This window comes from Pseudomonas sp. BT-42-2 (assembly GCF_025847435.2).
Taxonomy (GTDB): Bacteria; Pseudomonadota; Gammaproteobacteria; order Pseudomonadales; family Pseudomonadaceae; genus Aquipseudomonas; species Aquipseudomonas urmiensis.
Genome location: NZ_JAOYTM010000007.1, coordinates 257,713 through 283,780 on the forward strand (window position 1 = coordinate 257,713; position 26,068 = coordinate 283,780).

Below are 26,068 nucleotides of genomic sequence, written 5' to 3' on the forward strand. Positions count from 1 at the left end.
AAGCCGGCCCAGACTCGGCCGGCTCACGCTTATGAGGTCGTTATGCTCAACTTGCTCGGTTACAACTACATTGGCGGCGCACGCTGCGCCGCGGGTGCGGTGGTATTGCACAGTTTTGACGCGCATACCGCGCAGGCACTGCCGTACCGTTTTACCCAGGCCACCGCTGAAGAGGTGGATGCCGCTGCACAGGCGGCAGCCGCTGCATTTGCCGCCTACCGCAGTACATCCCCCGATCGACGTGCAGCATTTCTTGAGGCCATCGCTGAGGAAATCGACTTGCTCGACGACAACTTCGTCAGCGTGGTCTGCCGCGAAACGGCGCTGCCTGAGGCGCGTATCAAGGGCGAACGGGCGCGCACCAGCGGCCAGATGCGCCTGTTCGCCGAGGTGCTGCGCCGCGGTGACTGGCTCGGCGCACGCATCGACCGTGCCCAGCCGGATCGCCAACCGCTGCCGCGCGTCGACCTTCGACAATGCCGAACCGGCGTCGGGCCAGTCGCAGTGTTTGGTGCCAGCAACTTTCCCCTGGCCTTCTCCACCGCCGGGGGCGACACCGCTGCAGCCTTGGCCGCCGGCTGCCCGGTAGTATTCAAGGCTCATTCCGGGCACATGGCTACAGCCGAGCTGGTCGCCGATGCGATCATGCGTGCAGTGCAGCGTTGCGCCATGCCCGACGGCACCTTCAACATGATCTACGGCGCTGGCGTGGGCGAGCAGCTGGTCAAGCACCCCGCGATTCAGGCGGTGGGCTTCACTGGCTCGCTCAAAGGCGGGCGCGCCCTGTGTGACATGGCGGCGGCGCGGCCCCAACCGATCCCGGTGTTCGCCGAGATGAGCAGCATCAACCCGGTGTTGCTGCTGCCCGCTGCCATCGCCCAGCGCGGCGAGGCGGTGGCAACCGAACTGACTGCCTCCGTGGTGCAAGGTTGCGGGCAGTTCTGCACCAACCCAGGGTTGATCATCGGCGTCCGCGCCCCGGCCTTCACCGAGTTCCTCGAACAGTTTGCTGCGCGCATGGCCGACCAGCCGGCGCAGACCATGCTCAATGCCGGCACCCTGGACAGCTATTGCAACGGCGTCGCCGCGTTGCACGGTCATCCTGGCGTCCGCCATCTGGCCGGCCGGACGCAACAAGGCCAGCAGGCGCAGCCGCAACTGTTCCAGGCGGATGCGCAGTTGCTGCTCGATGGCGATGCCAGGTTGCAGGAAGAGGTCTTCGGCCCTTGCACCCTCGTCGTCGAAGTGGCCGATGAGCCACAGCTGGTGGACGTAGTGCGGGCGTTGCATGGCCAGCTCACTGCGACCTTGATTGCCGAACCCGAGGACCTGCAGCAGTTCGCCAGGCTGGTGCCGGAGCTTGAGCGCAAAGCCGGGCGCCTGCTGCTCAACGGCTACCCAACTGGCGTTGAAGTGTGCGATGCGATGGTTCACGGCGGGCCTTACCCGGCCACCTCTGACGCCCGTGGCACCTCGGTTGGCAGCCTGGCGATCGACCGTTTCCTGCGTCCGGTGTGCTACCAGAACTACCCGGATGCGCTGTTGCCGGATGCGCTCAAGGATGCCAATCCGCTGGGCATCATGCGGCTCGTCGACAGTGGCTACACGCGAGCGCCACTGACGTCTGCCTGAATCAGGAAAAAACGTGGCAATGCCGGCTTGCGCTGTGGCCTGAACTTTATTGACCGTCAGGGCATCACTTGTTCAACGGGACACCGAGAGGGAGCAGGGCAAGCGATGAAAAAGCATAGCGAAGACAGCGTTGAAACACCGCCACCGGCCAAGCCGCAGGGTGAACAGGAGCGGGACAACGATGCCCATCGACCGGATGGTTCGTCAGGTACCGAGCATGATTCGACCGCGCAGAAGACGGCTCGCCAAGAACCGTCGAAAAAGCACTGAGGCCCGCACCCGCGGGCCTCAGCGTCGTGCTCAAAGAATCGGTTTGCCGCCGGTGACCGCGTAGCGCGAGCCGGAGATGTAGCTCGCTTCATCAGAAGCCAGCAGGACGTAGATCGGTGCAACCTCAACCGGTTGCCCTGGTCGTCCCATCGGGTAGCCCGAGCCGAAGTTCCTTACTGCCTCATCCGGCATGGTGGCGGGGATCAGCGGTGTCCAGATCGGCCCCGGCGCGACACTGTTGACCCGAATGCCTTGCTTGGCCAGCAATTGGGCAAGGCCTGCGCTGAAGTTGGCGATGGCACCCTTGGTAGCGGCATACGCCAACAGGCTAGGTGACGGATCATCGGAGTTGACCGAACTGGTATTGATGATCGAAGCACCTTTGCCCATCGACGGCAATGCCCGCTGGCAGATGCGAAAGATCGCCGTGATGTTGGTGTCGAAGGTCTTCACCCACTCATCATCGTCAATCTCGTCCAGGGTTTCATGGGCCATCTGGAACGCGGCGTTATTAACCAGGATGTCGATGCGACCGAACTGCGCCACGGTTTTGTCGACGATCTCGTAGCAGTGCTGTTTGTGCGCCAGGTCACCGGGTAGCAGCAGGCATTGGCGACCCGCCGCCTCGACCCAGCGCGCGGTTTCCTGGGCATCGTCGTGCTCATCGAGATAGGCGATGGCAACGTCTGCGCCTTCGCGGGCATAGGCAATCGCAACCGCTCGGCCGATGCCGCTGTCGGCACCGGTGATCAGGGCGATCTTGCCGTCGAGCCGATTGTGCCCGGTGTAGGTCTGTTCACCGCAGTCCGGATACGGCTCCATCTTGCGTTGTGAACCTGGAACGCTTTGCGCTTGGGAGGGGAATGGCGGAGTAGGGTAGTCGCTCATGGAACAAGGCTCCTGCAGTGGTATTCGTTGGAAGAGTAAAAATCAGCCTGCCAAGGCCTTGATCAACTGCTCATTGAAGGCCGGAATATCATCAGGTTGGCGGCTGCTGATCAGGTTGCCATCGACCACCACCTGCTCGTCGACCCAGATGCCACCGGCATTGCGAATATCGTCTTGCAAGGTTTTGTAGCTGGTCATGCGCTTGCCCTTGGCCAGGCCACTGGACACCAGCAGCCATGCGCCGTGACAGATCACCGCCAGCGGTCTGCCGGCTGAGTCATGGCTTTTCACCAGTTTTTGCGCGCCGGGGATCAACCGGATCGTGTCGGAGTTCTGCACCCCGCCTGGCAGCACCAGCGCGTCGTACAGGTCGAGCTGGGCGTTGTCGAATGTGGCATCTACCGTGAACGGGTCAGCGGGCTTGTCATGATTCCAGCCGCGGACCGTACCTGGCTTGTCACTCAGAATGTCGACGACCGCGCCGTTTTGTTCCAGGGCTTCGCGCGGGCCGGTCAGTTCCACCTGTTCGAACCCGTCGGTGACCAGAAACGCCACGCGCTTACCGTTCAATTGTGCACTCATGGGGGTAGCTCCTTTATCAGTAGACCTGAAGTAGGAGGCCCATCAGCACCGGGCAAAGTTCATGTGCAAAACCCGAACGGTCCAGGCTTAAGCGAATGATGATGTGTAGCGCAGGCCGTTGAGCCCTGCGCCCCGTGTGTTCAGGCAGTGTGTTCAGCGGTCTGCTCGACAGGCGTTTCCATCAACAGGGCTAACGTGTTGAGGAACAGGTCCATGTTGAGGATGCCGGTGGCGACGGTCGACAGTTCCAATGGTTGACAATCCAGTGCCTGGATTCATGGATGATGAGTCGAGACGGTATGTCCATCCGGTCGCCTTGAGTGGGGTTGGCGGGCTTAGCATCGCCGCAGATTGATGATGGCGGGCTAGCACGCTGCCCAGTGCATGAAAGAAGCAAAACTCCGATAGGCAAAGCAAGGTCGCCAAGGAGTCGAATGTCAAAAAGAGAGAAATTGGCACCGTCGAAAGCGACAACCAATTCCTGACTTGGAGACATCAAAATGACTGACTTCATCCCAACCCCAAACGAAGTGGCAGGCAAAGTGGTGCTGGTAACCGGCGCGGCTAGCGGCATCGGGAAGGCTATCGCCGAGCTCCTTCATAGCCGTGGAGCGAAAGTCATTGCCGAGGATATCGACCCGAAAGTCAACGCGCTTGAGCGTCCCGGCCTGGTTCCGTTCGTCGCCGATATCACCGTTGACGGCTCTGCCGAGCAAGCGGTGGCGCTGGCGGTGGAAAAGTTCGGCAAGCTGGACGTCCTGGTCAATAACGCCGGACGTATTCTGTACAAGCCCTTGGTCGAAATGACCCGCGAAGATTGGGAATGGCAGATGCAAACCAACGTGACAGGTGCGTTTCTTCACTCCCGAGAGGCGATGAAGGAGATGATGAAGAACAAGAGCGGCGCGATCGTGAATATCGCCTCGTACGCGTCTTACTTTGCATTCCCAGGTATCGCGGCCTATACCGCGTCCAAAGGTGCTTTGGCTCAGTTGACGCGTACTCAGGCGCTGGAAGCGATTGAACACGGCATTCGGGTCAATGCCATTGGCGTGGGGGATGTGGTGACCAACCTGTTGAACCACTTCATGGAAGACGGTCGTGGGTTCCTGCAAGAGCATGGTAAGTCCGCGCCGATCGGTCGAGCTGCAGCACCGGAAGAGATCGCCGAGATAGTCTCTTTCCTGGCTTCCGAGCGCGCCAGCTTTATTGTCGGTTCGGTGGTCATGGCCGATGGCGGCATGAGCGTCCCGGTAGGTTAATCCTTTGCCTCGTCCGCGTTGTGCTGCATGGGCAGCACAACGCGTTTTCTTGCTACCAGACCTGTTCAACGGAGCCGTCATGACCGCACTTCGAAAATCCGACTACCCTCTGATCGACGTTCGTCAGCATCTGGAAACCGGGCCCATCGTGCTCGTGACCTCAGCCTGGAACGGCGAAAGTAACATCATGACCATGGGCTGGCACATGATGATGCAATTCGATCCAGCCCTTTTTGGCTGCTACATCTGGTCGGGGAACCATAGCTACGAACTGATCCGCAACAGCCAGCAATGCGTGATCAACGTACCCACCCTGGAGCTGGCGGACCAAGTGGTCGCGGTGGGCAACAATACGGGCAGTGCCGTGGACAAGTTTGGCCAATTCGGTCTCACCCCGACAGCTGCGACGCGGGTTGAAGCGCCGCTGATAGCCGAGTGTTATGCCAGCTTCGAATGCCAGCTGTATGACGCTAAGCTGATCGACGAGTACGGTCTGTTCATCTGGGAAGTCGTCAAAGCGCACGTAGATCGCTCGGTCGAGCAGCCTAGAACGCTGCACTACAGGGGAGGCGGTCAATTCATGGTCGCGGGGGAAACCTTGGACTTTCGCCAGCAATTCCGTCCCCAGAACCTCTGACTGGCGTGGCCCACTCACTCTTTACGGTATTGAGTGGGCGTGACGCCAACCTCACGTTTGAACACCTGCGAAAAATGGCTTGGGCTGCTGTATCCGATCTCCAAGCCTATATCGATCACGCTCCGGTCCGTTTCGATCAGGAGCTGCCGGGCTTTTGCCATCCTCAGTCTGATAAAGAACTGCGACGGGGAATAACCAGCGGCTTTTTTGAACAGCCGGCTGAAGTGGTACTCACTCATCCCAGCTATTTCGGCCAAGTGCCCGAGATTGAATTCCTCAGCCAGATTCGCCTCCATCGCCGACAGCACACGGCGCAGCTTGTAAGCAGGCAATGCATTGCAGTGCACGATATCGTCCGCTGAGCTGTCCAGGTAGCTGCGCGCAAGGTGAATGGCGATGCACTGGGCCAGCCCCTGAAGATAAAGAGGGCTAGCCCTGTGCCCCGTCAGTTCCAGGCGAACTTGCTCCAGTAGAACGGACAACCCATCGTCACGCCCGCCTGAGACTTCACGTAGTCGAACCGCTTCCACAGACCCGCCCAAGACTTCATGGATGGCTTTTTCCAAAAGCGGGATGCCGAGGTAGATATGCATGACTGCAAAGGGTTCTACGCCGTCTACGTTCCAGCGCATCTCGTAAGGCTGTGCCGAGGTAGTCAAGAAGAAATCACCTTTGGACACCTGGCTACATTGCCAGTCGCCGTCAAGTTCACGCTCCTGAACGGCAGCATTCCCGGAGATGATCCACACGAGCAAGGGCTCAGCTACGGCGGGCACGATAAAGCGCTCTTCCTTACGCTCCCGGTTAAAGATCTGCACCAACATATCCCGATCGGCCAGAACGTCCGAGGCGGCAAGCCGCTCACCCCGAATGTATGCTTCCAAACCATGGGCTGAAGTCCGCTCTATGACATCCATGGGAATCGTCACCTCAGTCAGTACCCCTGCTCAAACGAGCCATCTCGGGCATTGGGCTCACAGGGTGGACTTGAAGTTCAAGCCTAGGCTTTCAACAGTGAAGGCCGTTCGCGGAGCCGTAGGGGATGTAAAGAACCCGCTCTGGATGCGTGTTCTGAAAGGTAAAGGTCGAAAAAAAGCCGGAATGTCTCCATTCCGGCCGGCCCCTCAACGCTCGGGATAGAGAATCATCCCTGCGTGATACAGCACGTTGCTGCGAAACTCCCCGTCGGCAGTAAACCCGGTGTCATCGACATACTCGATGTGATCACCCTCTAGCCAGTATCGACCTTGGTACGCGCTTTGGTGCCCTCCGCGGGCTTCGTCATAGCGGCCGCCCGGCAGGAGCTCATGGCGAATGCGACCATCAGCCGTCACCCACATGCCAACGTATTTGTCCTGATCTCCAAGTGGTTCACCCATGGCATTTCCTCGCTGTCGAGCGGACATTCAGAATGGACTTGCGGTTGGACGCACGATCAGCTCACTGACATCGACATCCGCAGGCTGATCCACGGCGTAGGCGATCGCCCGGGCAATCGCCGAGGCTGGAATCGCGATCTTGCGGAACTCGCGCATCTCGGCACGTCCGCCCTCATCGGAAATGCTGTCGGCCAGTTCTGACTCGGTGACGCCTGGGGCAATGACGGTGACCCGGATGTCACCGCCCACCTCCTGGCGCAAGCCCTCGGAAATGGCCCGTACGGCATATTTGGTAGCGCAGTACACCGCAGCGGTCGGGCTCACAGCGTAGGCTCCAATGGAGGCAATATTGATGATCTGACCGGCGCGCTGTTGTTGCATGACTGGCAGCGTTGCGGCAATGCCGTGCAGCACGCCGCGAATGTTCACATCGATCATCCGATTCCACTCATCGACCTTGAGCGCTTCGAGTTTCGAAAGCGGCATGACGCCGGCATTGTTGATTAGAACGTCGATGCGTCCGTGCAATTGGACAGCGAAGTCGATGAAGGACTGCATGCTATCCAGGTTGGTGACATCTAGCGCCAGGACATCAGCGATACCGCCTGCTGAACGAATCTCCATGGCCAACGTTTCCAGGCGATCGGTACGGCGGGCGCCCAAGACCACGCGAGCGCCTTTGCTGGCAAGCAGGCGGGCTGTTGCTTCGCCGATACCACTGCTGGCACCAGTGATCACGATGACTTTTTGTTCGATGCCGTGCATTTTCATACTCCTGTCTCTGGCTTTAGTGGCCACCTCCGGTACGTAGGTGGTGAAGCAAGAGTAAGAAGCCTGGGCTGGGCTGGGTTATCCGATTCCTGCTGGCAACATGCACGATCCTGCGTGAGCGGTCGGCGTTGAGCGTAATGCACTTACGCTGGGTGTCGAGGGCATTTGAAGGGTGTCCATTAAGCATCTACCCAAGAGGCTGCCGAGCAACTTATTCTTTGCAATAGAAACAGCTTGACGGGAGGGAATGGCAGTGGATGAGAGGGACGAGGAACTGACGCGTCTGAGGGCCGAACTAGCATCAACCATGCATCGTTACGCTCCGACCTACGGCGTGTTTCAGACGGGAATTGCTCCGCTGCATTTCATACGCAGTGATACTCCAACCGATGTGATCCACACTGTACATAAGCCGGGGCTATGCATCATTGTGCAGGGGCGTAAACAGGTGCAGTTGTGGGAAGAAAGCTATGTCTATGACCCTTTGAACTATCTGGTCGTCTCGGTAACTCTGCCTCTAGCGGGTCAGGTGACAGAGGCATCCCCAGAAAAGCCCTATTTCTGCATCCGCCTGGATATCGATCCGGCAGAAATCGCTCAGCTGATTGCAGACGTGAGTCCTATCGGCGTGCCGGGCCAACAGCCCCACCGAGGGCTATATCTGGATAAGATCGATAGCGCTTTGCTCGATGCAGTGCTGCGACTGGTACGTCTGTTGGATGTGCCATCGGATATCCCAGCGTTGGCGCCGCTAGCACTGAGAGAAATTTTCTACCGACTGCTCAAAGGCCAACAGGGTCAGCGTTTACATGAGATAGCCATAACCGATAGCCAGACCCATCGCGTCACTCGGGCCATTGAGTGGCTGAACAACAATTATTCACAGCCGTTGCACATTGATGAGCTAGCGAGCTATGTCAATTTGAGTAACTCCGCGCTTCACCATCGATTCAAGGCTGTCACCGCAATGAGTCCTTTGCAGTATCAAAAACAACTTCGCCTCCAGCATGCACGCAGGTTGATGATCTCAGAGGGTTTGGATGTGTCTACAGCCGGGTTCAAAGTGGGCTATGAAAGTCCGTCTCAGTTCAGCCGTGAATACAGCCGGATGTTTGGGGCTCCACCGAGCCGAGATATCGCGAAGCTTCGGTCTCTCGGGTAAAACGCTGCTTAAAACACCTGATGGCGGACGTCGATCAGAATGAGCTGAGGCGCCTCATCGGCCGCTCTGGGTCGAAAACTGCCGTTCGCGGGTGGCTGCTTTCGACCCATAGCGAACCTCTGTAAACGAAGCGGCTTCGCGGCCCATCGTCGGCAAGCGCGGCTCCCATAGGTCCAGCGCATGCTTGAAGACTGCTGATACTCTCGCCCGCGATGAGGCCGGTACTGACCAGAGCTTTGGAACGCTGCCTCCTCTGAAGTGGTAGGGGGCGGCCTTGAATGGCAGGCACTCCACATAGCAGACCACCAAGGTAGCGGACAGACGCTTTTGTGAACCGAAGGAAGTTTTGCTATAACACCCGGCCATCTCAAAGGAATGAACTTTATGACAACCAAATCTGTAATTTTTCTCACCGCTGCGCTTGCTTCAGGTTTCGCCATGGCGGCCGGTGAGCCTGATTATTCAGTGTCAGAAGAACATTGCACTCCTGAGTACTGGGAGAAGCTACCAGATGGCAAGAAGACGGAAGACCTGATCGATAAGTGCGATGATCTGGAGCCATCCGAGAACGGCGGTGCTGGGCAAAAAGCCCGCTGAGCGCGATCCGAAGAATAAGGAGCCCGTAGGCTCCTTATTGGCGATGTGGCTTGTCAGGCTAGGTTCTCAGAAATTGTCTTCTGGGCTTTTCTTGAATTCCCATTCGGTCATCTTCTTCGCGGCGAGGAAACTCTTGCAATTTGCGATGAACTCGTTACGGTTCGATTCTTTCGATAAGCTCGCCAGATTCATTTCGAACATCTTTGGAGCACAGTTGTCTGCTGTCGGCTCGGGCACTTTTTCCTCTGAGCAAGCTGCCAAAATCATGACTAATCCCATGGCTGCACCCAGCCGAGCCAATTTGATATCCATATTGTGAACCTTAGGTCATTGCGTTTAGCTTGGTGGTGGGCTCCCTCGAGCCCGGCGGTAGCCTAAAGCGTGGGGACGTGAAACTCCAGCTTCGAAGATTTCTCTCGCCATACACCAACGGCCGTTTTGGGTCGTAAGCGGTCTATAGCGAATGGCTGCTAACGACCCATAGCGGTCCTTCAGGAAATTGTCTTGGAGAGCCGTAGTACCTTAGTACCCCACCTATGCCGGAAAGGAGAGCTAGCGAGCGAAATCTACGAAGGCAGTACACGCCGAATTTAGCGGCACACAGTTCCGGCTAAGCCACCTGTTGCTGCCATGCCTGAGGCGTTAGGCCTTCGGATTTCATAAACGCTCGGCAGAAATGTGGCTGATCGTAGAAGCCGCACTCTAGGGCGATCTCGGCGAGCATCATCGTCGATGTCTCTAGCAGTTCTTTACTCTTCCTCAGCCGCTGCTCACGCAACCACTGCTGAGGAGAGACCTGTGTGGATTCCTTGAACCTGCGCGAGAAATAGCTGCGCGACAGTCCGCATGCTTCCGCAAGTGCGGTGACCGAAATGCCGATATCCAGATGATCCAACATCAGCTGCTTGGCCGTTTTGACTTGCCATGGTTTAAGCCGCCCCGTCGACTTAATCGCGACGTAGGCTATAACGATGCCTTTAGCACTGTTCATGGAGATCAATTCGTCCTGAAAAAATCTGAAGATGAATTGATCCGGGCGGCACTATTCGGTGAAGCATCTTCTGAAGCTTCAAGCACTCCGTCATGACTGATCGCCCGGATCGGTTCGTTCCGGCCCCGCTTGTTGAGCATAAAATCAACTTTGGGGCTGATCAGGTCTCAGATCGATGCGGCCTCGGGCGCCAAGGTAGGGCCGTGCTGAACACGCTCTGGCGCTTTGTGCACCATGGTGTAGGCGTAGTCGACGCCCATGCCGTAGGCACCCGAATGCTCTTTGACCAGTTCCATGACCGCATCGTAGGTGTCGCGGTTTTTCCAGTCGCGCTGCCACTCCAGCAGCACCTGTTGCCAGGTTACTGGCACTACGCCCGCCTGGATCATGCGCTGCATGGCGTAGTCGTGTGCTTCCTTGGTCGTGCCGCCGGAAGCGTCGGCAACCATGTAGATCTCGTAGCCCGCATCGTGCATGGCGGACAGTGCGAAGGTGGTGTTGCAGACCTCAGTCCACAGGCCCGAAACAATGATCTTGTTCCGACCGTTCTTTTTCAGCGCGTCGCGAACCTTCTGGTCGTCCCAGGAGTTCATGGAGGTGCGCTCCAGCAACGGCGCATCAGGGAATACCGCGAGCAGTTCGGGGTAGGTATGGCCGGAGAAACTCTCGGTTTCGACCGTGGTGAAGATGGTGGGGACATTGAAGATCTTGGCTGCTTTGGCCAGGCCCACGGTATTGTTCTTCAACGTCTGCCGGTCAATGCTTTGTACGCCAAAAGCCATCTGCGGTTGCTGATCGATGAAGATCAGTTGGCTGTTGAGCGGGGTGAGGACTTCAGTGTGTGGATTGCTCATTGTTCTTCCCTTTTGTTGAACGGTGGCGAGAGTTTCCCCGGCGGGTTGTCGCCGAGTGCCAGCACAAGATAGCGAAACACTCAGCGAAACGGTGGCGCATTTTTGCACTCTTGAGGGAGCATAACTGCACCACAGGTAGCGTCCAATCCGGTGCTAGGATCTCGGCCAGTCGGATCACGTCGATCCATTTTTCGCCAAGGAGAATCCAATGGCCGCTTCACGACCTTTCAACGACGACACCGCCTACTGGGGCGTTCCATGGGAAGAGGGCTACGGCTATCCGCAGGCGCGGCGAGTCGGGAACGAGATTTTCATCTCGGGGCAGTTCAACCATGACGAAGAAGGCAACCTGGTAGCGCCGGCGCCACTGGATGCTGACGGTCGTCCGAGCGATTTTTCGTCAATGGGCGAACAGATGCGGGTTTCCTACGACAACATTGCCAAGTTGCTCGCCCTGTATGGCGCCACGATGCAGGATGTCGTTGAGGAAACGCTGTATGTGCTGGACATGGACGCTGCTTTTGCGGTCGTCGGCAAGGTGCGTAAGGCAGCTTACGGCACAGAACGCCCGCAGGCGGCCAGCAATATCATTGGTGTATCGCGGCTCGCCCAGCGTCCCCAGCTGATTGAGATCGTGTGTCGAGCTGTCATCGGCGCCCACGCCAAATGAACGGTGCTCCCGGTTTCCGCTATGAAACCGGGATGGCCTGCTGACCTTCGACCAGCGGTTTGAGGTCGGCCACGGCAGCGGCGCAGAACGTCATGAATGCTTTCACCCGCCAGGATTTCCTGATGTCCTGGTGGGTAAGCAACCATAGCTCATCCTGAAGCTCCTGAACTACTTGGCCTGCCCGAACCAATCCTGGGGTAATGTCGCCCAGCATGCAGGGGAGGAAGCCAAAACCGAGACCTGCTGCAATAGCCGCGCTCGCAGCCGCCACGGAATCGGTGCGGTAGGAGATGAACTCAGAGGGCACCCGACATTCGACGTAGCTCGTTGCCTTCAATCCGCACAGGCCTCCCGAGTAGGATACCCACGACTGCCCCTCAGCGAAGGGGTCGGCAATCGCTGCCTGCTTGACGCTGCGATACGGCGCCCAGGCGATGTTGGCGAGCTTGCGACCCACTAGGGTATCTGCCGGTTTTTTGGTCGCACGTATCGCAATGTCCGACTCGTCCCTCGCCAAACTCAACGTCTGGTTGCCGACTAATACCTCAACGGTGATCCCCTCATTGAGGGCTTTGAAGTCCGCGATGATAGGCGTTAGAAAGTACAGCAGCAGCGAGTCGCTGGTGGTGATTCGCAGTTTCCCCAGCGGGCCTTGGCCGGCGCGAGAAACCCTGCGGGTGACACTGACGATGTCCAGTTCAACGCGCTCGGCCAGTGCACGCAGTTCGGCACCCTCGGCAGTCAGAAGATACCCCGCCTTACGATGATCGAACAGCGCGACCCCAAGCGTCTTCTCAACCTGCGCGACCCGGCGCGAGACGGTGGACACATTGATGCCGAGCTTCTTGGCCGTGGCCGCGCGGTTGCTACAGTCACTCAGCGTTTTGATGATACGCAAGTCGTCCCAGGAAAGCTGGCTTACAGCTTCTCCGGCATCCCATTTCGGTCCATTAGAATTCGATTGGATCGGCGAGACACTTCCAGGTGAAGGATTCACGAAAATCATTCCAGATGAGGAGGAGCAATGATACGAGAAGGGGATTAGTCTGCCCACCATTCTGGGAGTAAGTCACACTCATTCAATCCGAGACATATGCCAGCTTATTTTGAACGCAGTCAATCGCGAGCGTCCGCCTTCGACCCATTGCGGACGTCCGTCAGAGACTGCTTTCGGCTCATACCCGTCGTTCAGAAGGGGCCGCAAAGGCCTGAAACAGACTGTAGGCAATACTAGGGCGGTCTCTGAAGTACTGCGTTTGCATGTTGAGTCATAGGTCATCACGTTTTAGCGGCAGGTTTGAGTCGGAAGCTGACGCCCATACGGTTAAAAGCGTTCATTGCGGCAATGGCCGCTGTCAGGTCGACAAGGTCCTTTTCGGCAAACATTGCCGATGCTGCTGCGTAAGCTTCGTCGGATACATGTGTCTCGCTTACCCGCGTGACTTCTTCTGCCCAGGCCAATGCTGAGCGCTCCTGATCCGAGAACAAATAGTGCGCTTCATGCCATACCGGTACTAACAGCACTTTGTCCACTGAAATACCTGCTTTGATCAGATCGCGTGAGTGCAGATCGATGCAATGGGCGCAGCCGTTGATTTGAGACACCCTGAGAAACACGAGGTGAATCAACGGGGCTGGCAAATTTGTCGCGGTGGTCACGAAATGATGCAGCCCGCCAAGGGCCTTGGCTGCACCAGGCGAAGCTTCAAACCAATTGAGTCGACTCATGACTTCTTTTCCTGTCTTTGAGCAATGAAGAGGGTGACATGCGGATTGCCGCTTGACGGCACACCGCCCAGCTAATGTGCAAACCTATACGCTTGAATTCGATGATGTTCTTAAAGCGGGCTGCAGACTTGATCCACACCATGGCTATCCCTACCAAAGAACGTCTGCACCTCACCGTACCCTGTTTCCCTCCCAGTATTCAGTGACTCCACACCCTTGGCGGTACCTTCAACGGTGAAGTAGTACACGTGATTGAGACCGATGGTGGCGAGGACGGCGGACAGGTAGGGTCGCAGAAAGTCGGGTTGACGGGCATGCTGGCCGCTGATGTAGCCCCCGCAAGCTATTGCGACGTAAACCGGACGATCCGTCAGCGATCCGACTTTGCCTTTGGCGGTGCCCAGAAACGTTTTGCCCACGCGTACCACCTGGTCGATCCACATCTTGAGTGGGGCGGGCACGCTGTAGTTGTGCATCGGCGTGGCAATCAGCAGTACGTCGCATGCCTGCAGTTGGTCGATCAACTCGTCGGAACGGCTCAACGTACCCTCCTGACCGCTTGCTATGACTACGCGCTGATTGGCTAACGCCTGGGCGTAAGGCGCATCGACTGGGGCCAAGGAGTTGAGGTCTAAATTGGTCAACTGGATACCCCTTCTGCCGGCCTGACTGGCCAAGGCAAACAGGATCTGCTGGGACAGTTTCAGACTTTCCGAATCCTCTGCATTGGGGCTGGCGACCAGGCGAAGAATGCGCAAAGGAGCAAGTGGCTGTTGTGACGATGTCATGAGGTTCGCCTCCTTGGATGTGCGTGCGGGTTATGGCGTATCGAACTGTTTCTGAAAGCGCAGTGCACCCGTCAACAAGCCTTCACGGAAGTAGAAGCGTTGCGCGCGGGCGTTGGCCAAACCCGTGTCGAGCACCAGGCGTGCACAACCGCTGGCGCGGGCCAGTCGCTCCAAGGCTTGCAATAAGCGCGAGCCCCACTGACCTCCCCGCTGAGCCTCGGCGGTTACAAGGTCATCGACATACAGGAATGCGCCGTAGACCAGGTTTTCCTGTAAGCGGTAACCAGCCAGTGCCACAAGAACGCCTAAGTCATAAGCACCAATCAGGCGATAGCCTTCAACGCGCATACGCTCGATGCGGCTGACGAAGTCAGCTTCGCTCGTCAGATGAGGGCGCAATTGCTGCATTACCGGGAATGCGCTGCAGAGGTCATGGGTGCTGTCCAGGGGGCGCAGGGACGTGTCGGCCAGGTCGAGCACGCTGGGTATGAAGTTGTGCAAAGGGGATGTCATGGGAGTTGCCCTCATGAGTAGGTGATGGCGCTATATTGGACTACCATTGACCCACTTGATTGAGCCAAGAAATGGGATATGAACTAGGCCATGATGACCTCCCCTAAGCCGCCTTTTGCTCCCTTGGAAGAGCAGTCTGCCTTGCCTCTGTATCGTCAACTGTACGACCGCGTACTGGCCGCCGTTGCCGCAGGCACGTTGTCCCCCGGTGACCGCTTGCCGTCGGCGCGCGCCATGGCCAAGGAGCTGGGGGTGGCCCGTGGCACCGTCGAATTGGCCTATTCGCTGCTGGCCAGCGAGGGTTACCTCCTGGCGCTCGGGCAGAAAGGCACCGTAATCAATCCTGAACTGCAGAAGCCCGTGTCGGAGGCCACCGCATTACCAGTCAGCAGCCAAGTGATCGAAGACGCACCTGATTCGCTCTGGCGTCCACCGCAGCTGTTGCCGTTCCAGATGGGGGTACCGGCGCTGGATGCATTTCCGCGCAAGATATGGGCGCGTCTCGGTGCTCGGTATCTCCGTGGGATGCGTCTTGGAGATCTGGACTATCCGGCACCCCACGGCCTGGCAGCGTTGCGCAGCGCCATTGCTTCGTATCTGCAGGTGTCCCGAGGTATCGATTGCGGTGCCCATCAGGTGTTTATCACCAGCGGTTGGCGCAATAGCCTGTCCTTAGTCGCACATACCCTGTTGCAGCCAGGCGAGTGCGCCTGGGTGGAAGACCCGGGCTATCCCACTACGCGCCAGGTGCTTCGCCAGTTCGGCCTGGACCTGGAAGCGGTGCCGGTTGATGCCGAAGGCATGAACGTAGAACACGCCATCGCGGGTTCTCGGACTGCTCAGGTCGTCATGGTGACACCAGGGCATCAGAGCCCGCTGTCGATGGCACTGTCGCTGCCACGCCGGCAACTGCTACTCGATTGGGCTGCCCGCACCGGTGGCTGGATTGTCGAGGACGATTACGACGGCGAGTACCGCTACGTCAGCCGTCCACTTCCAGCGCTGGCCAGCTTGGATCGCCATGGGCGCGTGCTGTATGCCGGCACCTTCAGCAAGGTGCTGTTTCCCGGTATTCGCCTGGCTTATCTGGTGGTGCCGCAGGCGCAGGTGGCAGCGTTCGAGCGCGTCGGCCGGGCCTTGTTTGCTGCCGGGTCACCGTCAATTACCCAGGCTTTGGTGGCGGAGTTCGTTGCCGAGGGACACTTCGCTCGGCATATCCAACGCATGCGCCGCCTCTACAACGAGCGACGGGCATTGACCATCGAAGCACTGGACCGGAGTTTGCCGAAGGGTCTGCAGGTGGAACGCTCGCCAGGCGGCATGCACTTAGTACTGCGTTTGCCGGAGGACGTAAGCGACACCGCCCTGGCCGAGCAGGTGCTGGCCAGGGGTATGTCGGTACAAGCGTTGTCGCGCTGGGCTGCGTCATCGCAGCGTCAGTCAGGTCTGCTCCTGAGTTTTACCAACTGCGCCACGACGGCTCCAGGCGAGCAGCTTGGCGCGTTGATCAGCAAGTTACTCAGTTGAGGTTGGCCTTGTTCAGGCCGAACAGCTCATCGGACGAGCCGGGGATCGCCTGGAAGGCCACATTGAGGCGATTCCAGCCATTGATGGCGACGATTAGGAACGACAAATCCGACAGCTCCTGCTCGGAAAACTGCTCAAGCGCACTCGCATACAGGCTGTTGGAGATACCATGAGGCGGCAGTTGGGTTAGGGCTTCAGTCCACTCCAGCGCCGCCCGCTCTACTGGCGAAAACAGCCCTGACTCACGCCATACGGCCACGTGGTGAAGACGCAGCTCGCGCTCGCCATGGATCTTGGCCTCTTTCACATGCATATCCACGCAGAACGCACAGCCGTTGAGCTGCGAAGCGCGCAACATGATCAGGTGGGCAAGATCGGCCAGTGGCGGTTTCTTGCTCAGTTGTAGGGTGAGTTCCACCAGTTTGTTGGACGCTTGGGGAGACAGCTTGAAGTAATCAAGGCGGTTGTTCATGGGGCGTTGCTCGCAGTGGGTGGAGTTTGTTGGAGCCCACTGTAGCAACGCTTGGAATAGCCCCACAGGGCCAAGATGGTAGCTTCGAACTAGGCCATGTCTGTATCGAAGTACGCCATGAACACCCATCGAGCGGTATGGTCGAAGGGGCGCTATAGGCCGTTCATTGCCCTCCGCGAATGGCCGCAATGGGTCGATAGCGGTCTGTCGCGAACGGCAGCTATCGATCCAAAGGGAAGCGGAAATGGATTGGGTGCTCGCGTAATCCTGAAATAGGGTGGACTATTCACACTCAAAATGGCGCACGAGCAGTGAGCAATCCATGGAGCGAAAAGCAATCTCGTCAGCCACCACTGATTGGGTCATACGAAGCACAACACCTGGCAGTGTAGAGCGCATCGAAGCATGGTTTGGCGGCCATGGCTACGACCCGCATCGGCACGATACCTATTCGATAGGCCGTACCCTTGCCGGCGTTCAGAGCTTTCATTACAAGGGCGCGCTGTGCCACGGCGTGCCAGGCAACACGCTTGTGCTGCATCCCGACGAAGTGCATGACGGCATGGCTGGCACGGATGTGGGTTTTCGCTACCGGATGGCCTACATCGACCCGTCGCTGATACAGAACGTTCTCGGGGGAGAAGCGCTGCCGTTCATTGCTGGCGGAGTATCCTGCGACCCGCGCTTGTACCACGCCAGCGAGGCTTTCGTGCAGGCACTGGATCATCCTCTGGAAACACTAGAGGAACAGGACGCCGTTTATGACTTGGCAATGGCGCTTCGTGCAGTAGGCGGCAAGCCGCGTGGCCGCAAACGTCTGGATTACCGCTCTGCCGAGCGCGCCAGGGCGTTCATCATGGAGCATCTTCACGTGGGCATTACGCTGGAGATGCTCGAACAGGCGAGTGGGCGTGAGCAATGGAGCTTGTCGCGAGACTTCCGGGCCCTCTATGGCACCAGCCCATACCGTTTTGTCACGCTAAGGCGCTTGGACTGTTTCCGCAGACTGATTCTGGATGGCTTCACACTGGTCGATGCCGCCCTCGCCGCGGGCTTTCACGATCAGAGCCACATGACCCGGCACTTCACGCGCACCTACGGCGTGCCGCCTCTGCGTTGGCTGGAACGCTTACGCACTGTTCGCTAAGTTACAGGATCGTACAAGAACAGCGCGCTTCCCGTTCGATACGCTGGTCACTCCAATTTAGAGAGGATCAGCTATGTCCAGCATGCATCAACAATTGACAGCACAGCCTGTGAACCTGACTCATAAAGCGTCTTTGATCGAGCAGCAATGGAGTCCAAGGGTCGTCGCGGAAATGAACGACTACCAATTCAAGGTGGTACGCATCGAAGGTGAATTTATCTGGCATTCACACCCGGAAACCGATGAAGCTTTTCTTGTGCTCGAAGGCCTCTTGCGCATCGATCTCCCCGAGGGCTGCGTTCATGTGAAACCAGGCGAATTGTATGTCGTACCACGTGGTGTTGAGCACAGAACGGCGGCACAGACGGAAACAAAACTGATGATGATCGAGCCGCGAGGCGTGTTGAATACCGGTCACGAAGGCGGGAAGCGAACAGCGCTGAATGACGTCTGGATCTGAGTCGACATCGACAGCAGTGGCTAGCCTCATCAGGGCGTGAGGCGGACACCTATCCGAGACGGGCCGTGTCATGCCCATGTCGATGAGCAGGTCAAGACTGGCACCGCCTCGGATCGAGGTAAGCCGCGGCACTCAACACCCAGAATCGATAAGCCGTCAGGGCGCTCTACTGGTCCACGTCGGATTTACCTAGCGCTGTCAGTATCTGCCCCAGCGCTTGCAACGGTAGCTGGCAAAGTGCCTGGGCAACGCCCGAGCGGTCAGCGCGCTACCGCTGTTTGCGTTGCACGCGTCTGATGAACAGCCCAGCGACGAGCCCCAGCAGTGCCGCGCCGATCATGAGTGGTGCCTTGCTTTTAGGGTTTGGCCACCCGCCCAGGACACTTGAATCTTGCTCTTGGCAGTGCGTCAGCCGGTTTTCCGGCTCACGCTGCGATGGGTCGTGGGTAGTCTGACTCGCCAGCGTGGCACGGGCCTCGATCCTTGAAAGATCAAGGCGCGTTCCATCTATCAGGGTCAGCTTCAGGTCGTCGAGGGTCCCGGCTATCCGATCAGGAAAAACCGGGTCTCCCTGGGCATCCAAGCTGTCGTAGATGAACTGCCTACCTTCGAGCCAGCCCACAGCGGTCAGCAGCTCGGGCCCCAGGTAGTACTTGCCGTCTAGGAAGAACCCCGGAAACTGATGGGTGCGCTCGATGTTATCGACGCAGTAGCGCTCCCCTGGTTTCATACCGGTCGCTTTATCGAGCATGGTGCACCCCTCTTCAGTAGGCGGCAGACATTGTTCAGCCCTTGCTGTGTTCATCCGAAGTCGGTCCGGTGCCGCGTTTGATCCCGCGTGGGCCGGCGATACCCCAGATACCCAGGCCAACCAGGGGCAGCGCGAGAATCACCAAGGCCCAGAGCGCTTTGGTCGCATCGGATTTGTCGCTTCTGAACACACTGACGATGGCCCACAGGTCAACGAGCAAGACAATTGCCGCGACGGCAATCCAGTAGTACATGGCAAGATCGTTCATCAGTTGATCTCCTATGAGCGTGGCGTTACTGGGACTGCTTGCGGCCTGAAGCTGCGTGCAGCGGGCTGAGCGCGGAACCTGTGCCTTCGCCAGACGCTTGGTAACTCGCGCCCCCTGAACGGAAGGCCAGTGCAAACCAGTGAAAGTTCACACGAGGTTCCAAACGCCCGCCTCAGTCGCACAGGGGGCGAGTCAATCTGGGCTTAGCGCCTAGAGCACCTTGTCGAGGGTGATCGGAAACGCTCGGACCCGTATGCCGGTGGCATGGAAGACAGCATTGGCTATCGCCGCCGCCACGCCCACGATGCCAATTTCGCCCACCCCTTTGGAGCCCAGTTCATTGACGATGTCGTCCTGCTCTTCAACGAATATCACCTCGATCTCACCGCTGTCGGCATTCACCGGAATGTGGTACTCCGCCAGGTTGTGATTGAGAATGCGGCCCAGCCGATGATCGGTTAAGGTTTCTTCGTGCAAGGCCATGCCCAGCCCCCACACCACGCCGCCAAGGATCTGGCTACGTGCGGTCTTTGGATTGACCACACGTCCTGCCGCGATAGCGCTGACCACCCGGGTGACCTTGATCGAACCAAGCTCTTCATCAACCTGAACTTCGACGAACACCGCTGAATGTGTGGCAGTGGCGAACGGCTTGCGCTTGGCGCCTGGCTCGGCATCGACCTGTACTTCGAAAACACCATTGGGGGCGTTGGCGACGATGTCCGCCAGGGCAAAGCGATGATTGCCTGCGTGTAGGTAGCCGTCTGCGAACACGACCTGCTCCAGGGCTGTGCTGGCAACTGCGGGATAGGTCCTGCGCGCGTGTTCCAGCACTTTGCTCCGTAGCTCAAGGCAAGCTTGGCGCACTGCCGAACCGACCGACGACACGGTGAAAGAACCACCCTGAAGCGGCGCTGGAGGCAGCGAAGAGTCACCTAGTACGAACGTGACGTCCTGTGGTCGGGCGCCGGCTGCGTCGGCTGCGATCTGGGTCATGACGGTGTAGGTGCCAGTACCGATGTCGGTGGTGGCGCTACTGACGGTCAGGTGCCCCTGGGCATCGATGCGCGCCTTGGCGCTGGCTTTCATCTGCATCGCTTCCCAGACGCCGCCGGCCATGCCCCAGCCGACCAACTGCGTGCCTTTGCGCATGCTCCTCGGTGCGGCGCTGCGTCGCTCCCAGCCGAAACGCTCGGCGCCTTGGGTATAGCACGCCAGCAGTTGCTTGCTGGAGTAGGGTTTGCCTTCGTTGCCATTGCTGGCGGCAAAATTGCGTCGGCGTAGCTCGACCGGGTCGATCCGGGCGGCCCAGGCGAGTTCATCCAGGGCGCACTCCAGGGCGATCATCCCGGAAGCGGCACCGGGTGCGCGCATGTCCAGCGGGGTGTACACATCGAGCGGAGCCAGGCGATAGCTCAGGGCAACGTTGTCACACTGATAGAGCATGCCGCTCCACTCGACCAGATGCTCGGTAAAGTCCTCGAAGCGTGATGTTTGGCCAAGTGCATCGTGGGCGATTGCCAACAGCCGGCCGTCCGCGTCTGCACCTAGGCGCAGACGCTGCTCGGTGCGGGGCCGGTAGCCGAAGCTGAACATCTGCTGGCGGGTCAGGGTGACGCGCACCGAACGCTGCAAGTGCAACGCCGCCATTACTGCCAATGGCAGCTGGTACTGCGGGCGCAAGCCTGAGCCGAACGCGCCGCCGACGAAGGCTGCCAGAACCCTGATGTGCTCCTTGGGCAGACCGAAGACCTTGTGCAGGTAGTCCTGGCAATTCTGCGTACCTTGGGTCTTGTCGTGAATGTGCAAGGTGCCGTCGGGGTTGTAGAACACCGTCGATGCATGCGGCTCCATCGGGTTGTGATGCTCGCTGGCCGTCAGGTAGGTGGCATCGATCTGCACTGGCGCGCTGGCGAACTGCCCGGCAAAGTCGCCACGCGGTTCAGGTGTTTCGGCGGGTGCCTGATGGGCTTGGTTGCGTACATTGAGCAAATCCGTCTCGTGGGCCTGTTCGACGTAGTGGATGTCGATCAACGACCCCGCGTACCTTGCCAACTCGAGGCTTTGCGCGACCACCAGTGCCAAGGGTTGCCCGCTGTACAGCACCTGATCGTTGAACAAGGGCCGAAATGGCGAACCTTCGGCCGAGTCGGCGTCACTGTAATCGTCGTCGTAACTGGAAATGTGCGGACGATGACTATGGTCGAGCACTACGATCACCCCAGGCACGCGCAGGGCCCGGGAACTGTCGATCCGCAGTACCCGGCCCCGGGCGATGGTACTGGATACCACGCTGCCATGAAGCAGGTCGGCCTCGGGGTACTCGCCCGCATAGCGCGCCTGCCCGGTTACCTTGGCTACGCCATCCACGCGGTCCAGAGGTGTTCCGACTAGCACTTTGGTGTTCATGGGCGTGCCCCCCGCGCCGCGGCACCGAGCACAGCATCGCCCAGTGCCCGCACAATGGCCCGCTGCGCCAGGGTCACCTTGAAACCGTTGTGGCTCAACGGCGTTGCACCTTGCAGCATGGTTTGAGCCGCGCGGGTGAACAGCGCTTGTGAAGGGGGGTGGCCGATCAGCATCCGTTCCACAGCCGGGTCTCGCCACGGCTTGTGCGCCACGCCGCCCAGCGCCAAGCGGGCGAGCTGGATTACGTTGTTGTCCAGGCGTACGGCAGCGGCCACCGAAACCAGCGCGAAGGCATAGGACGCGCGGTCGCGAATTTTCAAATAACGGTAATGATCGGCGAAGGCCGGGGGCGGTAACTCAATGGCGACCACCAGTTCATCGTCTGCCAACTGATTGTCGCGCTGCGGTGTGTCCTGGGGCAGGCGGTGAAACTCGGCAAAGGCTATCTGGCGTTTACCGGACCGCCCCTCGACATGGACCACAGCCTCTAGCGCTGCCAGCGCCACACACATGTCCGATGGATGGGTGGCGACGCAGGTATCGCTAGCACCGAGGATGGCGTGGATACGGTTCAGCCCTGTTCGCGCCGGGCATCCGCTGCCGGGGTCGCGCTTGTTGCAAGGGGTGCCAGTGTCATAGAAGTAGTAACAGCGGGTGCGTTGCAACAGGTTGCCACCGGTACTGGCCATATTGCGCAGCTGCGGCGACGCCCCCGCCAGGATGGCTTCGGACAACAACGGGTAATGCTGTTCGATTGTCGAATCGGCGGCCAGCTCGGCATTGCTGACCAGCGCGCCTATCAGCACACCGCCGCTCGAGGTTCTCTCAATGCGGTTCAGCCCCAGATGGGTGATATCAATCAGTTGCTCGGGGCGTACCACGTTCTCCTTCATCAAATCGACGAGGTTGGTACCCCCTGCAATGAATCGCGAAGAAGGATCTGCCAGGTTGACGGCTTCGCTGACCGATGCAGGCTTGTGATAGCTGAAAGGCGTCATGGCTGCTGGTCTCCTTGCGCTTGTGGCGCAGCGCGCATCAGCGGCAGCGCTTCTTGCACGGCGGCGACGATATTGCTGTAGGCGCCACAACGGCAGAGATTGCCGCTCATTTGCTCGCGGATGACATCTGGCGTAGCGGCATGGCCTTCACGGGCCAGACCCACCGCGGAGCAAATCTGGCCTGGCGTGCAGTACCCGCATTGGAAGGCATCATGCGTGATGAAGGCGCGCTGCATGGGATGCAGTTGGTCGCCGCTGGCCAGGCCCTCGATGGTCACCAGGTCGGCCCCATCGCACATTATGGCCAAGGTCAGGCAGGCATTGATGCGCTTGCCATCGCGCAACACCGTGCAGGCCCCGCACTGGCCATGGTCGCAACCTTTCTTGGTGCCTATCAGGTCCAGCTGTTCACGCAGCAGGTCGAGCAGGGTGGTCCAGGGATGGACCTGCAGCGATCGGGCTTGAGCGTTTATGGTCAGGTCGATGGGGTGCTGTTGGCCGCCTTCGGGAAAGATCTCGCTCATGGTAGGTTCTCACGGTCAGGGTTGGCACAGTCGGCTGCGTCTCTGTGGTGCGACCGACCCGACTGTGCAAACGTTCAGCCTGTGCGCCGAGGCGTGCATCACTTCTTGCCGGGTAACACCGAACTGAGGACTTGCTTGGCCGTCTGCACGATGACCCCGGCCTGGTCCGGGTCGCCCTTGAGCAAAGTGCCGGCAAATTTCTTCGCCTGCTCCAGCTTGATGTGGGGTGGCAGCGGTGGCACGTTGGGGTCGGTCTTGAACTCGATCAAGACCGGCCTATCGGCGCTCAAGGCGCGTTCCCAGGCCGCGGCGACGTCGTCTTCGCGGTCGACGAAAATGCCCTGCAGGCCGATGGAAATGGCGAACAAGTGGTAAGGCACGTCAGGAATCGTCTGCGACGCCTCGAACTTGGGATCGCCTTCCATCACGCGCTGCTCCCAGGTGACCTGGTTGAGGTCCTCGTTATTGAACACCGCACAGATCCATTGCGGGTTTTCCCATTGCTGCCAGTACTTGGCCACGGTGATCAGCTCGGCCAGGTTGTTCATCTGCATCGCGCCATCACCCACCAACGCGATCACTGCGCGCTGCGGATGGGCAAACTTGGCGGCGATGGCGTAGGGCACGGCAGCCCCCATGCAGGCCAGGCCCCCGGACAATGAGCAGTGCATGCCCCGGCGAATCTGCAGGTCGCGGGCAAACCAGTTGGCGCAGGAGCCGGAGTCGCTGGTCACGATACTGTTGTCGGGCAGGCGAGGGGAGAGCTCGTACACCACACGCTGTGGGTTGATGGGGTCGGCCTTGACCAGCGCACGTTTTGCCAGGGTTTTATCCCAACGTGCGCGCCAGCCTTCGACCTTTTTCCGCCAACGGCGGTCGGTCTTGGATTCGAGTAGAGGCAACAGCGCGCGCAAGGTCTCTGCGGCGTCACCGACCAGGTTTACCTCCATCGGGTAACGCAGGCTGAGCATGTCTGCTTGCAGATCGATCTGCACAGCGCGGGCCTGGCCTTCCTTGGGCAGGAACTCGGAGTAGGGAAAGCCCGAGCCGATCATCAGCAGGGTGTCGCATTCGCTCATCAGCTGATAGCTCGGTTCGGTGCCGAGCAAGCCTATGGCGCCGGTGACCCACGGCAGGTCATCGGGCATGGCGGCCTTGCCCAGTAGAGCCTTGGCCACGCCTGCGCCTAATGTGTCAGCGATGGCGATGACTTCATCGGTGGCCTGCAGGGCGCCGGCGCCTACCAGTATGGCGACTTTGCGCCCGGCATTGAGGACTTCGGCGGCGCGGCGCAGATCGCTGTCATAGGGCACCACCTTGGGCTTGCTGTAGCCAATGCCCGAATGCACCGTGCCGTGGGCGTGCACCGGTTGCTGGTAGGGCAAGTCCTGCAGGTCGTTGGGCAGAATCACTGTGGTCACCCGCCGCTCGCCGATGGCGGTGCGCACCGCGCGGTCAAGCAGGTGGCGCACCTGCGAGGGCGTGGATGCCTGCTGGACAAATGCCCCGGAGACATCCTTGAACATCGACAGCAGGTCCAGCTCCTGCTGGTAGTGCCCGCCCAGTGCGGCCCTGGCTTGCTGGCCGACGATGGCCAGCACTGGCATATGGTCCATACGGGCATCGTAGAGACCGGTGAGCAAGTGCGAAGCGCCAGGGCCGGAGGTCGCGATACAGACGCCCAGCTCACCGGTGAATTTGGCATGGGCACAGGCCATGAATGCAGCCATTTCTTCGTGGCGGGCCTGGATGAATTCAATCTTGCCCTTGGCCCGGCTCAGCGCACCGAATACACCGTTGATACCATCGCCGGGGTAGCCAAAGATGCGCCGTACCCCCCATTGATACAAGCGCTCTACCAGAAAATCGCCTACCGTGCCCGTCATTGCCTTCTCCCGTTGATTGGTCGATAGGGGTCTGGACTTGACGCGGTTTGGGAAAGTTTCAACTATCTGGGTCGGTGGCGGGCTTCACGTCGTCACCGTGTGAGCTTACCCAGTGTATGTGAGCTGTACTGCAATCGAGCATGTCGGGTGAAAAGGCGGCAACGCTTGGAGTTCTTTGATTAGGGAGATAGCAGGCTATGATGCGTTCCACCTTGGATCATCTGGTCATTGTGTCACCGACCCTGCCGTTGGGGGCCCAATTCGTCGAGCGTCAACTCGCAGTGCAGTTGCAGCCAGGTGGTAAGCACATGCGCATGAGCACTCACAATCTGCTCCTACGATTAGGAGAGTCGTTTTATCTTGAAGTCATTGCTCCTGACAGTGAGGCCCCTGTGCCTACGCGACCTAGGTGGTTCGGTCTGGATGAGCTAAGTGCGCAATCATCGCCCTATTTAGCCCACTGGGTGGCGCGTACGGAGCGTCTGGATAGCGCAGACGAGCGTCTCAGGCAGGTTTTTGGAGAGATCGAACCGATGAGCAGGGGAGGTCTGTCGTGGAAAATTTCGATTCAGCCTGACGGGCACCTGCCTCTGCAAGGGGCTGTCCCTAGCCTGATCGATTGGGGCGAGTCGGAGCATCCCGCCAAGAGACTCGATGACAAAGGCTGTCAACTGCAACGTCTGGAAATTGCTCATCCCGATCCCAGCGCAGTGGAACGCGAGCTGCAATCTATCGGCTTTACCGGGCCGGTCAGTGTATTAGGCAGTGAGCGATACGCATTGAAGGCCTACATCGCTACACCGCATGGCCTCAGGATTCTGTAGCTCACGCGGTGTGCGATCTGTACTGGGTGAATAGCCACTGACGCGTTAGCAGCCCGTCTTATCGTTTACACCGTCATA

29 protein-coding genes and 1 pseudogene are annotated in these 26,068 nt (G+C 59.0%); 11 read left to right on the forward strand and 19 right to left on the reverse strand.

Features of this window, described 5'->3' with window-relative positions:
- The first annotated feature begins 42 nt into the window (after positions 1–42).
- Positions 43–1,632: an aldehyde dehydrogenase (NADP(+)) gene (locus OIU19_RS07865; RefSeq protein ID WP_264234551.1), complete on the forward strand. Its 1,590-nt coding sequence runs from the start codon at positions 43–45 to the stop codon at positions 1,630–1,632.
- Positions 1,633–1,737: 105 nt separating this feature from the next.
- Positions 1,738–1,902 (forward strand): hypothetical protein, encoded by a 165-nt coding sequence (locus tag OIU19_RS07870; RefSeq protein ID WP_264234552.1) that lies wholly within the window; start codon positions 1,738–1,740, stop codon positions 1,900–1,902.
- 30 nt (positions 1,903–1,932) lie between these two features.
- Here the strand turns inward: OIU19_RS07870 and OIU19_RS07875 are convergent, their stop codons facing one another.
- A complete protein-coding gene (locus tag OIU19_RS07875; protein WP_264234553.1) occupies positions 1,933–2,790 on the reverse strand; it encodes an SDR family oxidoreductase in 858 nt (285 codons plus the stop codon).
- Between the two features lie 42 nt (positions 2,791–2,832).
- Complete coding sequence (locus OIU19_RS07880; protein ID WP_264234554.1) at positions 2,833–3,372, reverse strand: type 1 glutamine amidotransferase domain-containing protein; 540 nt, start codon at positions 3,370–3,372, stop codon at positions 2,833–2,835.
- Between the two features lie 500 nt (positions 3,373–3,872).
- On the opposite strand from OIU19_RS07880, the gene OIU19_RS07885 reads away from it, so the two are divergent.
- Together OIU19_RS07885 and OIU19_RS07890 are read left to right on the forward strand one after the other, a co-directional pair.
- Positions 3,873–4,634, forward strand: a complete 762-nt coding sequence (locus tag OIU19_RS07885; RefSeq protein WP_027609281.1) for an SDR family NAD(P)-dependent oxidoreductase — start codon at positions 3,873–3,875, stop codon at positions 4,632–4,634.
- A gap of 79 nt (positions 4,635–4,713) precedes the next feature.
- Entirely contained in the window at positions 4,714–5,271 is a 558-nt protein-coding gene (locus OIU19_RS07890; RefSeq protein ID WP_264234555.1) for a flavin reductase family protein, read from the forward strand.
- 14 nt (positions 5,272–5,285) lie between these two features.
- Here the strand turns inward: OIU19_RS07890 and OIU19_RS07895 are convergent, their stop codons facing one another.
- From OIU19_RS07895 to OIU19_RS07905, 3 genes are all read right to left on the reverse strand, one after another.
- Positions 5,286–6,188, reverse strand: a complete 903-nt coding sequence (locus tag OIU19_RS07895; protein WP_264234556.1) for an AraC family transcriptional regulator — start codon at positions 6,186–6,188, stop codon at positions 5,286–5,288.
- 207 nt (positions 6,189–6,395) lie between these two features.
- Positions 6,396–6,650 carry an Atu4866 domain-containing protein gene (locus OIU19_RS07900; RefSeq protein ID WP_264234557.1) on the reverse strand — a complete coding sequence of 85 codons (255 nt, stop codon included), beginning with the start codon at positions 6,648–6,650 and terminating at the stop codon, positions 6,396–6,398.
- A 27-nt stretch (positions 6,651–6,677) separates the two neighbouring features.
- Entirely contained in the window at positions 6,678–7,415 is a 738-nt protein-coding gene (locus OIU19_RS07905; RefSeq protein WP_264234558.1) for an SDR family oxidoreductase, read from the reverse strand.
- 253 nt (positions 7,416–7,668) lie between these two features.
- Between OIU19_RS07905 and OIU19_RS07910 the strand changes: the two genes are divergently transcribed.
- Together OIU19_RS07910 and OIU19_RS07915 are read left to right on the forward strand one after the other, a co-directional pair.
- Positions 7,669–8,583 (forward strand): AraC family transcriptional regulator, encoded by a 915-nt coding sequence (locus OIU19_RS07910; RefSeq protein WP_264234559.1) that lies wholly within the window; start codon positions 7,669–7,671, stop codon positions 8,581–8,583.
- A gap of 384 nt (positions 8,584–8,967) precedes the next feature.
- Positions 8,968–9,180, forward strand: coding sequence for a hypothetical protein (locus tag OIU19_RS07915; RefSeq protein WP_264234560.1), 213 nt, complete (start codon positions 8,968–8,970; stop codon positions 9,178–9,180).
- Positions 9,181–9,246: 66 nt separating this feature from the next.
- Here the strand turns inward: OIU19_RS07915 and trbK are convergent, their stop codons facing one another.
- The 3 genes from trbK to OIU19_RS07930 form a co-directional block, all read right to left on the reverse strand.
- Complete coding sequence (gene trbK / locus OIU19_RS07920) at positions 9,247–9,492, reverse strand: entry exclusion lipoprotein TrbK (protein WP_264234561.1); 246 nt, start codon at positions 9,490–9,492, stop codon at positions 9,247–9,249.
- Positions 9,493–9,790: 298 nt separating this feature from the next.
- Positions 9,791–10,171, reverse strand: a complete 381-nt coding sequence (locus OIU19_RS07925; protein ID WP_089230371.1) for a helix-turn-helix domain-containing protein — start codon at positions 10,169–10,171, stop codon at positions 9,791–9,793.
- 167 nt (positions 10,172–10,338) lie between these two features.
- Positions 10,339–11,025: a hydrolase gene (locus OIU19_RS07930; RefSeq protein WP_084296595.1), complete on the reverse strand. Its 687-nt coding sequence runs from the start codon at positions 11,023–11,025 to the stop codon at positions 10,339–10,341.
- A gap of 208 nt (positions 11,026–11,233) precedes the next feature.
- On the opposite strand from OIU19_RS07930, the gene OIU19_RS07935 reads away from it, so the two are divergent.
- Positions 11,234–11,695 carry a RidA family protein gene (locus OIU19_RS07935; protein ID WP_058133611.1) on the forward strand — a complete coding sequence of 154 codons (462 nt, stop codon included), beginning with the start codon at positions 11,234–11,236 and terminating at the stop codon, positions 11,693–11,695.
- A gap of 19 nt (positions 11,696–11,714) precedes the next feature.
- Here OIU19_RS07935 and OIU19_RS07940 read toward each other — a convergent pair whose 3' ends face one another.
- The 4 genes from OIU19_RS07940 to OIU19_RS07955 form a co-directional block, all read right to left on the reverse strand.
- Positions 11,715–12,701, reverse strand: coding sequence for a LysR family transcriptional regulator (locus OIU19_RS07940; RefSeq protein ID WP_177408881.1), 987 nt, complete (start codon positions 12,699–12,701; stop codon positions 11,715–11,717).
- 272 nt (positions 12,702–12,973) lie between these two features.
- Entirely contained in the window at positions 12,974–13,423 is a 450-nt protein-coding gene (locus tag OIU19_RS07945; protein ID WP_023532827.1) for a carboxymuconolactone decarboxylase family protein, read from the reverse strand.
- A gap of 110 nt (positions 13,424–13,533) precedes the next feature.
- Positions 13,534–14,211 carry an FMN-dependent NADH-azoreductase gene (locus OIU19_RS07950; protein ID WP_264234562.1) on the reverse strand — a complete coding sequence of 226 codons (678 nt, stop codon included), beginning with the start codon at positions 14,209–14,211 and terminating at the stop codon, positions 13,534–13,536.
- Between the two features lie 30 nt (positions 14,212–14,241).
- The gene (locus OIU19_RS07955) at positions 14,242–14,724 is read right to left on the reverse strand and encodes a GNAT family N-acetyltransferase (RefSeq protein ID WP_023532427.1); all 483 of its coding nucleotides are present in this window, start codon (positions 14,722–14,724) and stop codon (positions 14,242–14,244) included.
- A gap of 90 nt (positions 14,725–14,814) precedes the next feature.
- Here OIU19_RS07955 and OIU19_RS07960 point away from each other — a divergent pair, with 90 nt between their 5' ends.
- Positions 14,815–16,251 carry a PLP-dependent aminotransferase family protein gene (locus OIU19_RS07960; RefSeq protein WP_033728313.1) on the forward strand — a complete coding sequence of 479 codons (1,437 nt, stop codon included), beginning with the start codon at positions 14,815–14,817 and terminating at the stop codon, positions 16,249–16,251.
- Here the strand turns inward: OIU19_RS07960 and OIU19_RS07965 are convergent.
- On the reverse strand, positions 16,244–16,723 hold the full coding sequence (locus OIU19_RS07965) for a carboxymuconolactone decarboxylase family protein (protein ID WP_023532684.1): 480 nt from the start codon (positions 16,721–16,723) through the stop codon (positions 16,244–16,246). The genes OIU19_RS07960 and OIU19_RS07965 overlap by 8 nt on opposite strands.
- A 322-nt stretch (positions 16,724–17,045) precedes the next feature.
- Here OIU19_RS07965 and OIU19_RS07970 point away from each other — a divergent pair, with 322 nt between their 5' ends.
- Positions 17,046–17,870: an AraC family transcriptional regulator gene (locus OIU19_RS07970; protein ID WP_264234563.1), complete on the forward strand. Its 825-nt coding sequence runs from the start codon at positions 17,046–17,048 to the stop codon at positions 17,868–17,870.
- Between the two features lie 73 nt (positions 17,871–17,943).
- Entirely contained in the window at positions 17,944–18,330 is a 387-nt protein-coding gene (locus OIU19_RS07975) for a cupin domain-containing protein (protein WP_264234564.1), read from the forward strand.
- A gap of 448 nt (positions 18,331–18,778) precedes the next feature.
- On the opposite strand, the pseudogene OIU19_RS07980 reads toward OIU19_RS07975, so the two are convergent.
- From OIU19_RS07980 to OIU19_RS08005, 6 genes and pseudogenes are all read right to left on the reverse strand, one after another.
- A pseudogene (locus tag OIU19_RS07980) lies at positions 18,779–19,081 on the reverse strand (short-chain dehydrogenase); the annotation flags it as partial.
- Between the two features lie 34 nt (positions 19,082–19,115).
- Positions 19,116–19,349: a PLD nuclease N-terminal domain-containing protein gene (locus OIU19_RS07985; protein WP_264234565.1), complete on the reverse strand. Its 234-nt coding sequence runs from the start codon at positions 19,347–19,349 to the stop codon at positions 19,116–19,118.
- A gap of 210 nt (positions 19,350–19,559) precedes the next feature.
- Positions 19,560–21,758: a xanthine dehydrogenase family protein molybdopterin-binding subunit gene (locus OIU19_RS07990; protein WP_264234566.1), complete on the reverse strand. Its 2,199-nt coding sequence runs from the start codon at positions 21,756–21,758 to the stop codon at positions 19,560–19,562.
- Positions 21,755–22,756, reverse strand: a complete 1,002-nt coding sequence (locus OIU19_RS07995; protein WP_264234567.1) for a xanthine dehydrogenase family protein subunit M — start codon at positions 22,754–22,756, stop codon at positions 21,755–21,757. Before OIU19_RS07995 ends, OIU19_RS07990 begins: the two co-directional genes overlap by 4 nt.
- On the reverse strand, positions 22,753–23,280 hold the full coding sequence (locus tag OIU19_RS08000) for a (2Fe-2S)-binding protein (protein WP_186553321.1): 528 nt from the start codon (positions 23,278–23,280) through the stop codon (positions 22,753–22,755). The genes OIU19_RS07995 and OIU19_RS08000 overlap by 4 nt, the downstream gene beginning before the upstream one ends.
- Positions 23,281–23,378: 98 nt before the next feature.
- Positions 23,379–25,166 carry a thiamine pyrophosphate-requiring protein gene (locus OIU19_RS08005; RefSeq protein ID WP_264234568.1) on the reverse strand — a complete coding sequence of 596 codons (1,788 nt, stop codon included), beginning with the start codon at positions 25,164–25,166 and terminating at the stop codon, positions 23,379–23,381.
- 197 nt (positions 25,167–25,363) lie between these two features.
- Here OIU19_RS08005 and OIU19_RS08010 point away from each other — a divergent pair, with 197 nt between their 5' ends.
- Positions 25,364–25,990, forward strand: coding sequence for a VOC family protein (locus OIU19_RS08010; RefSeq protein ID WP_264234569.1), 627 nt, complete (start codon positions 25,364–25,366; stop codon positions 25,988–25,990).
- The last annotated feature ends 78 nt before the right edge of the window (positions 25,991–26,068 follow it).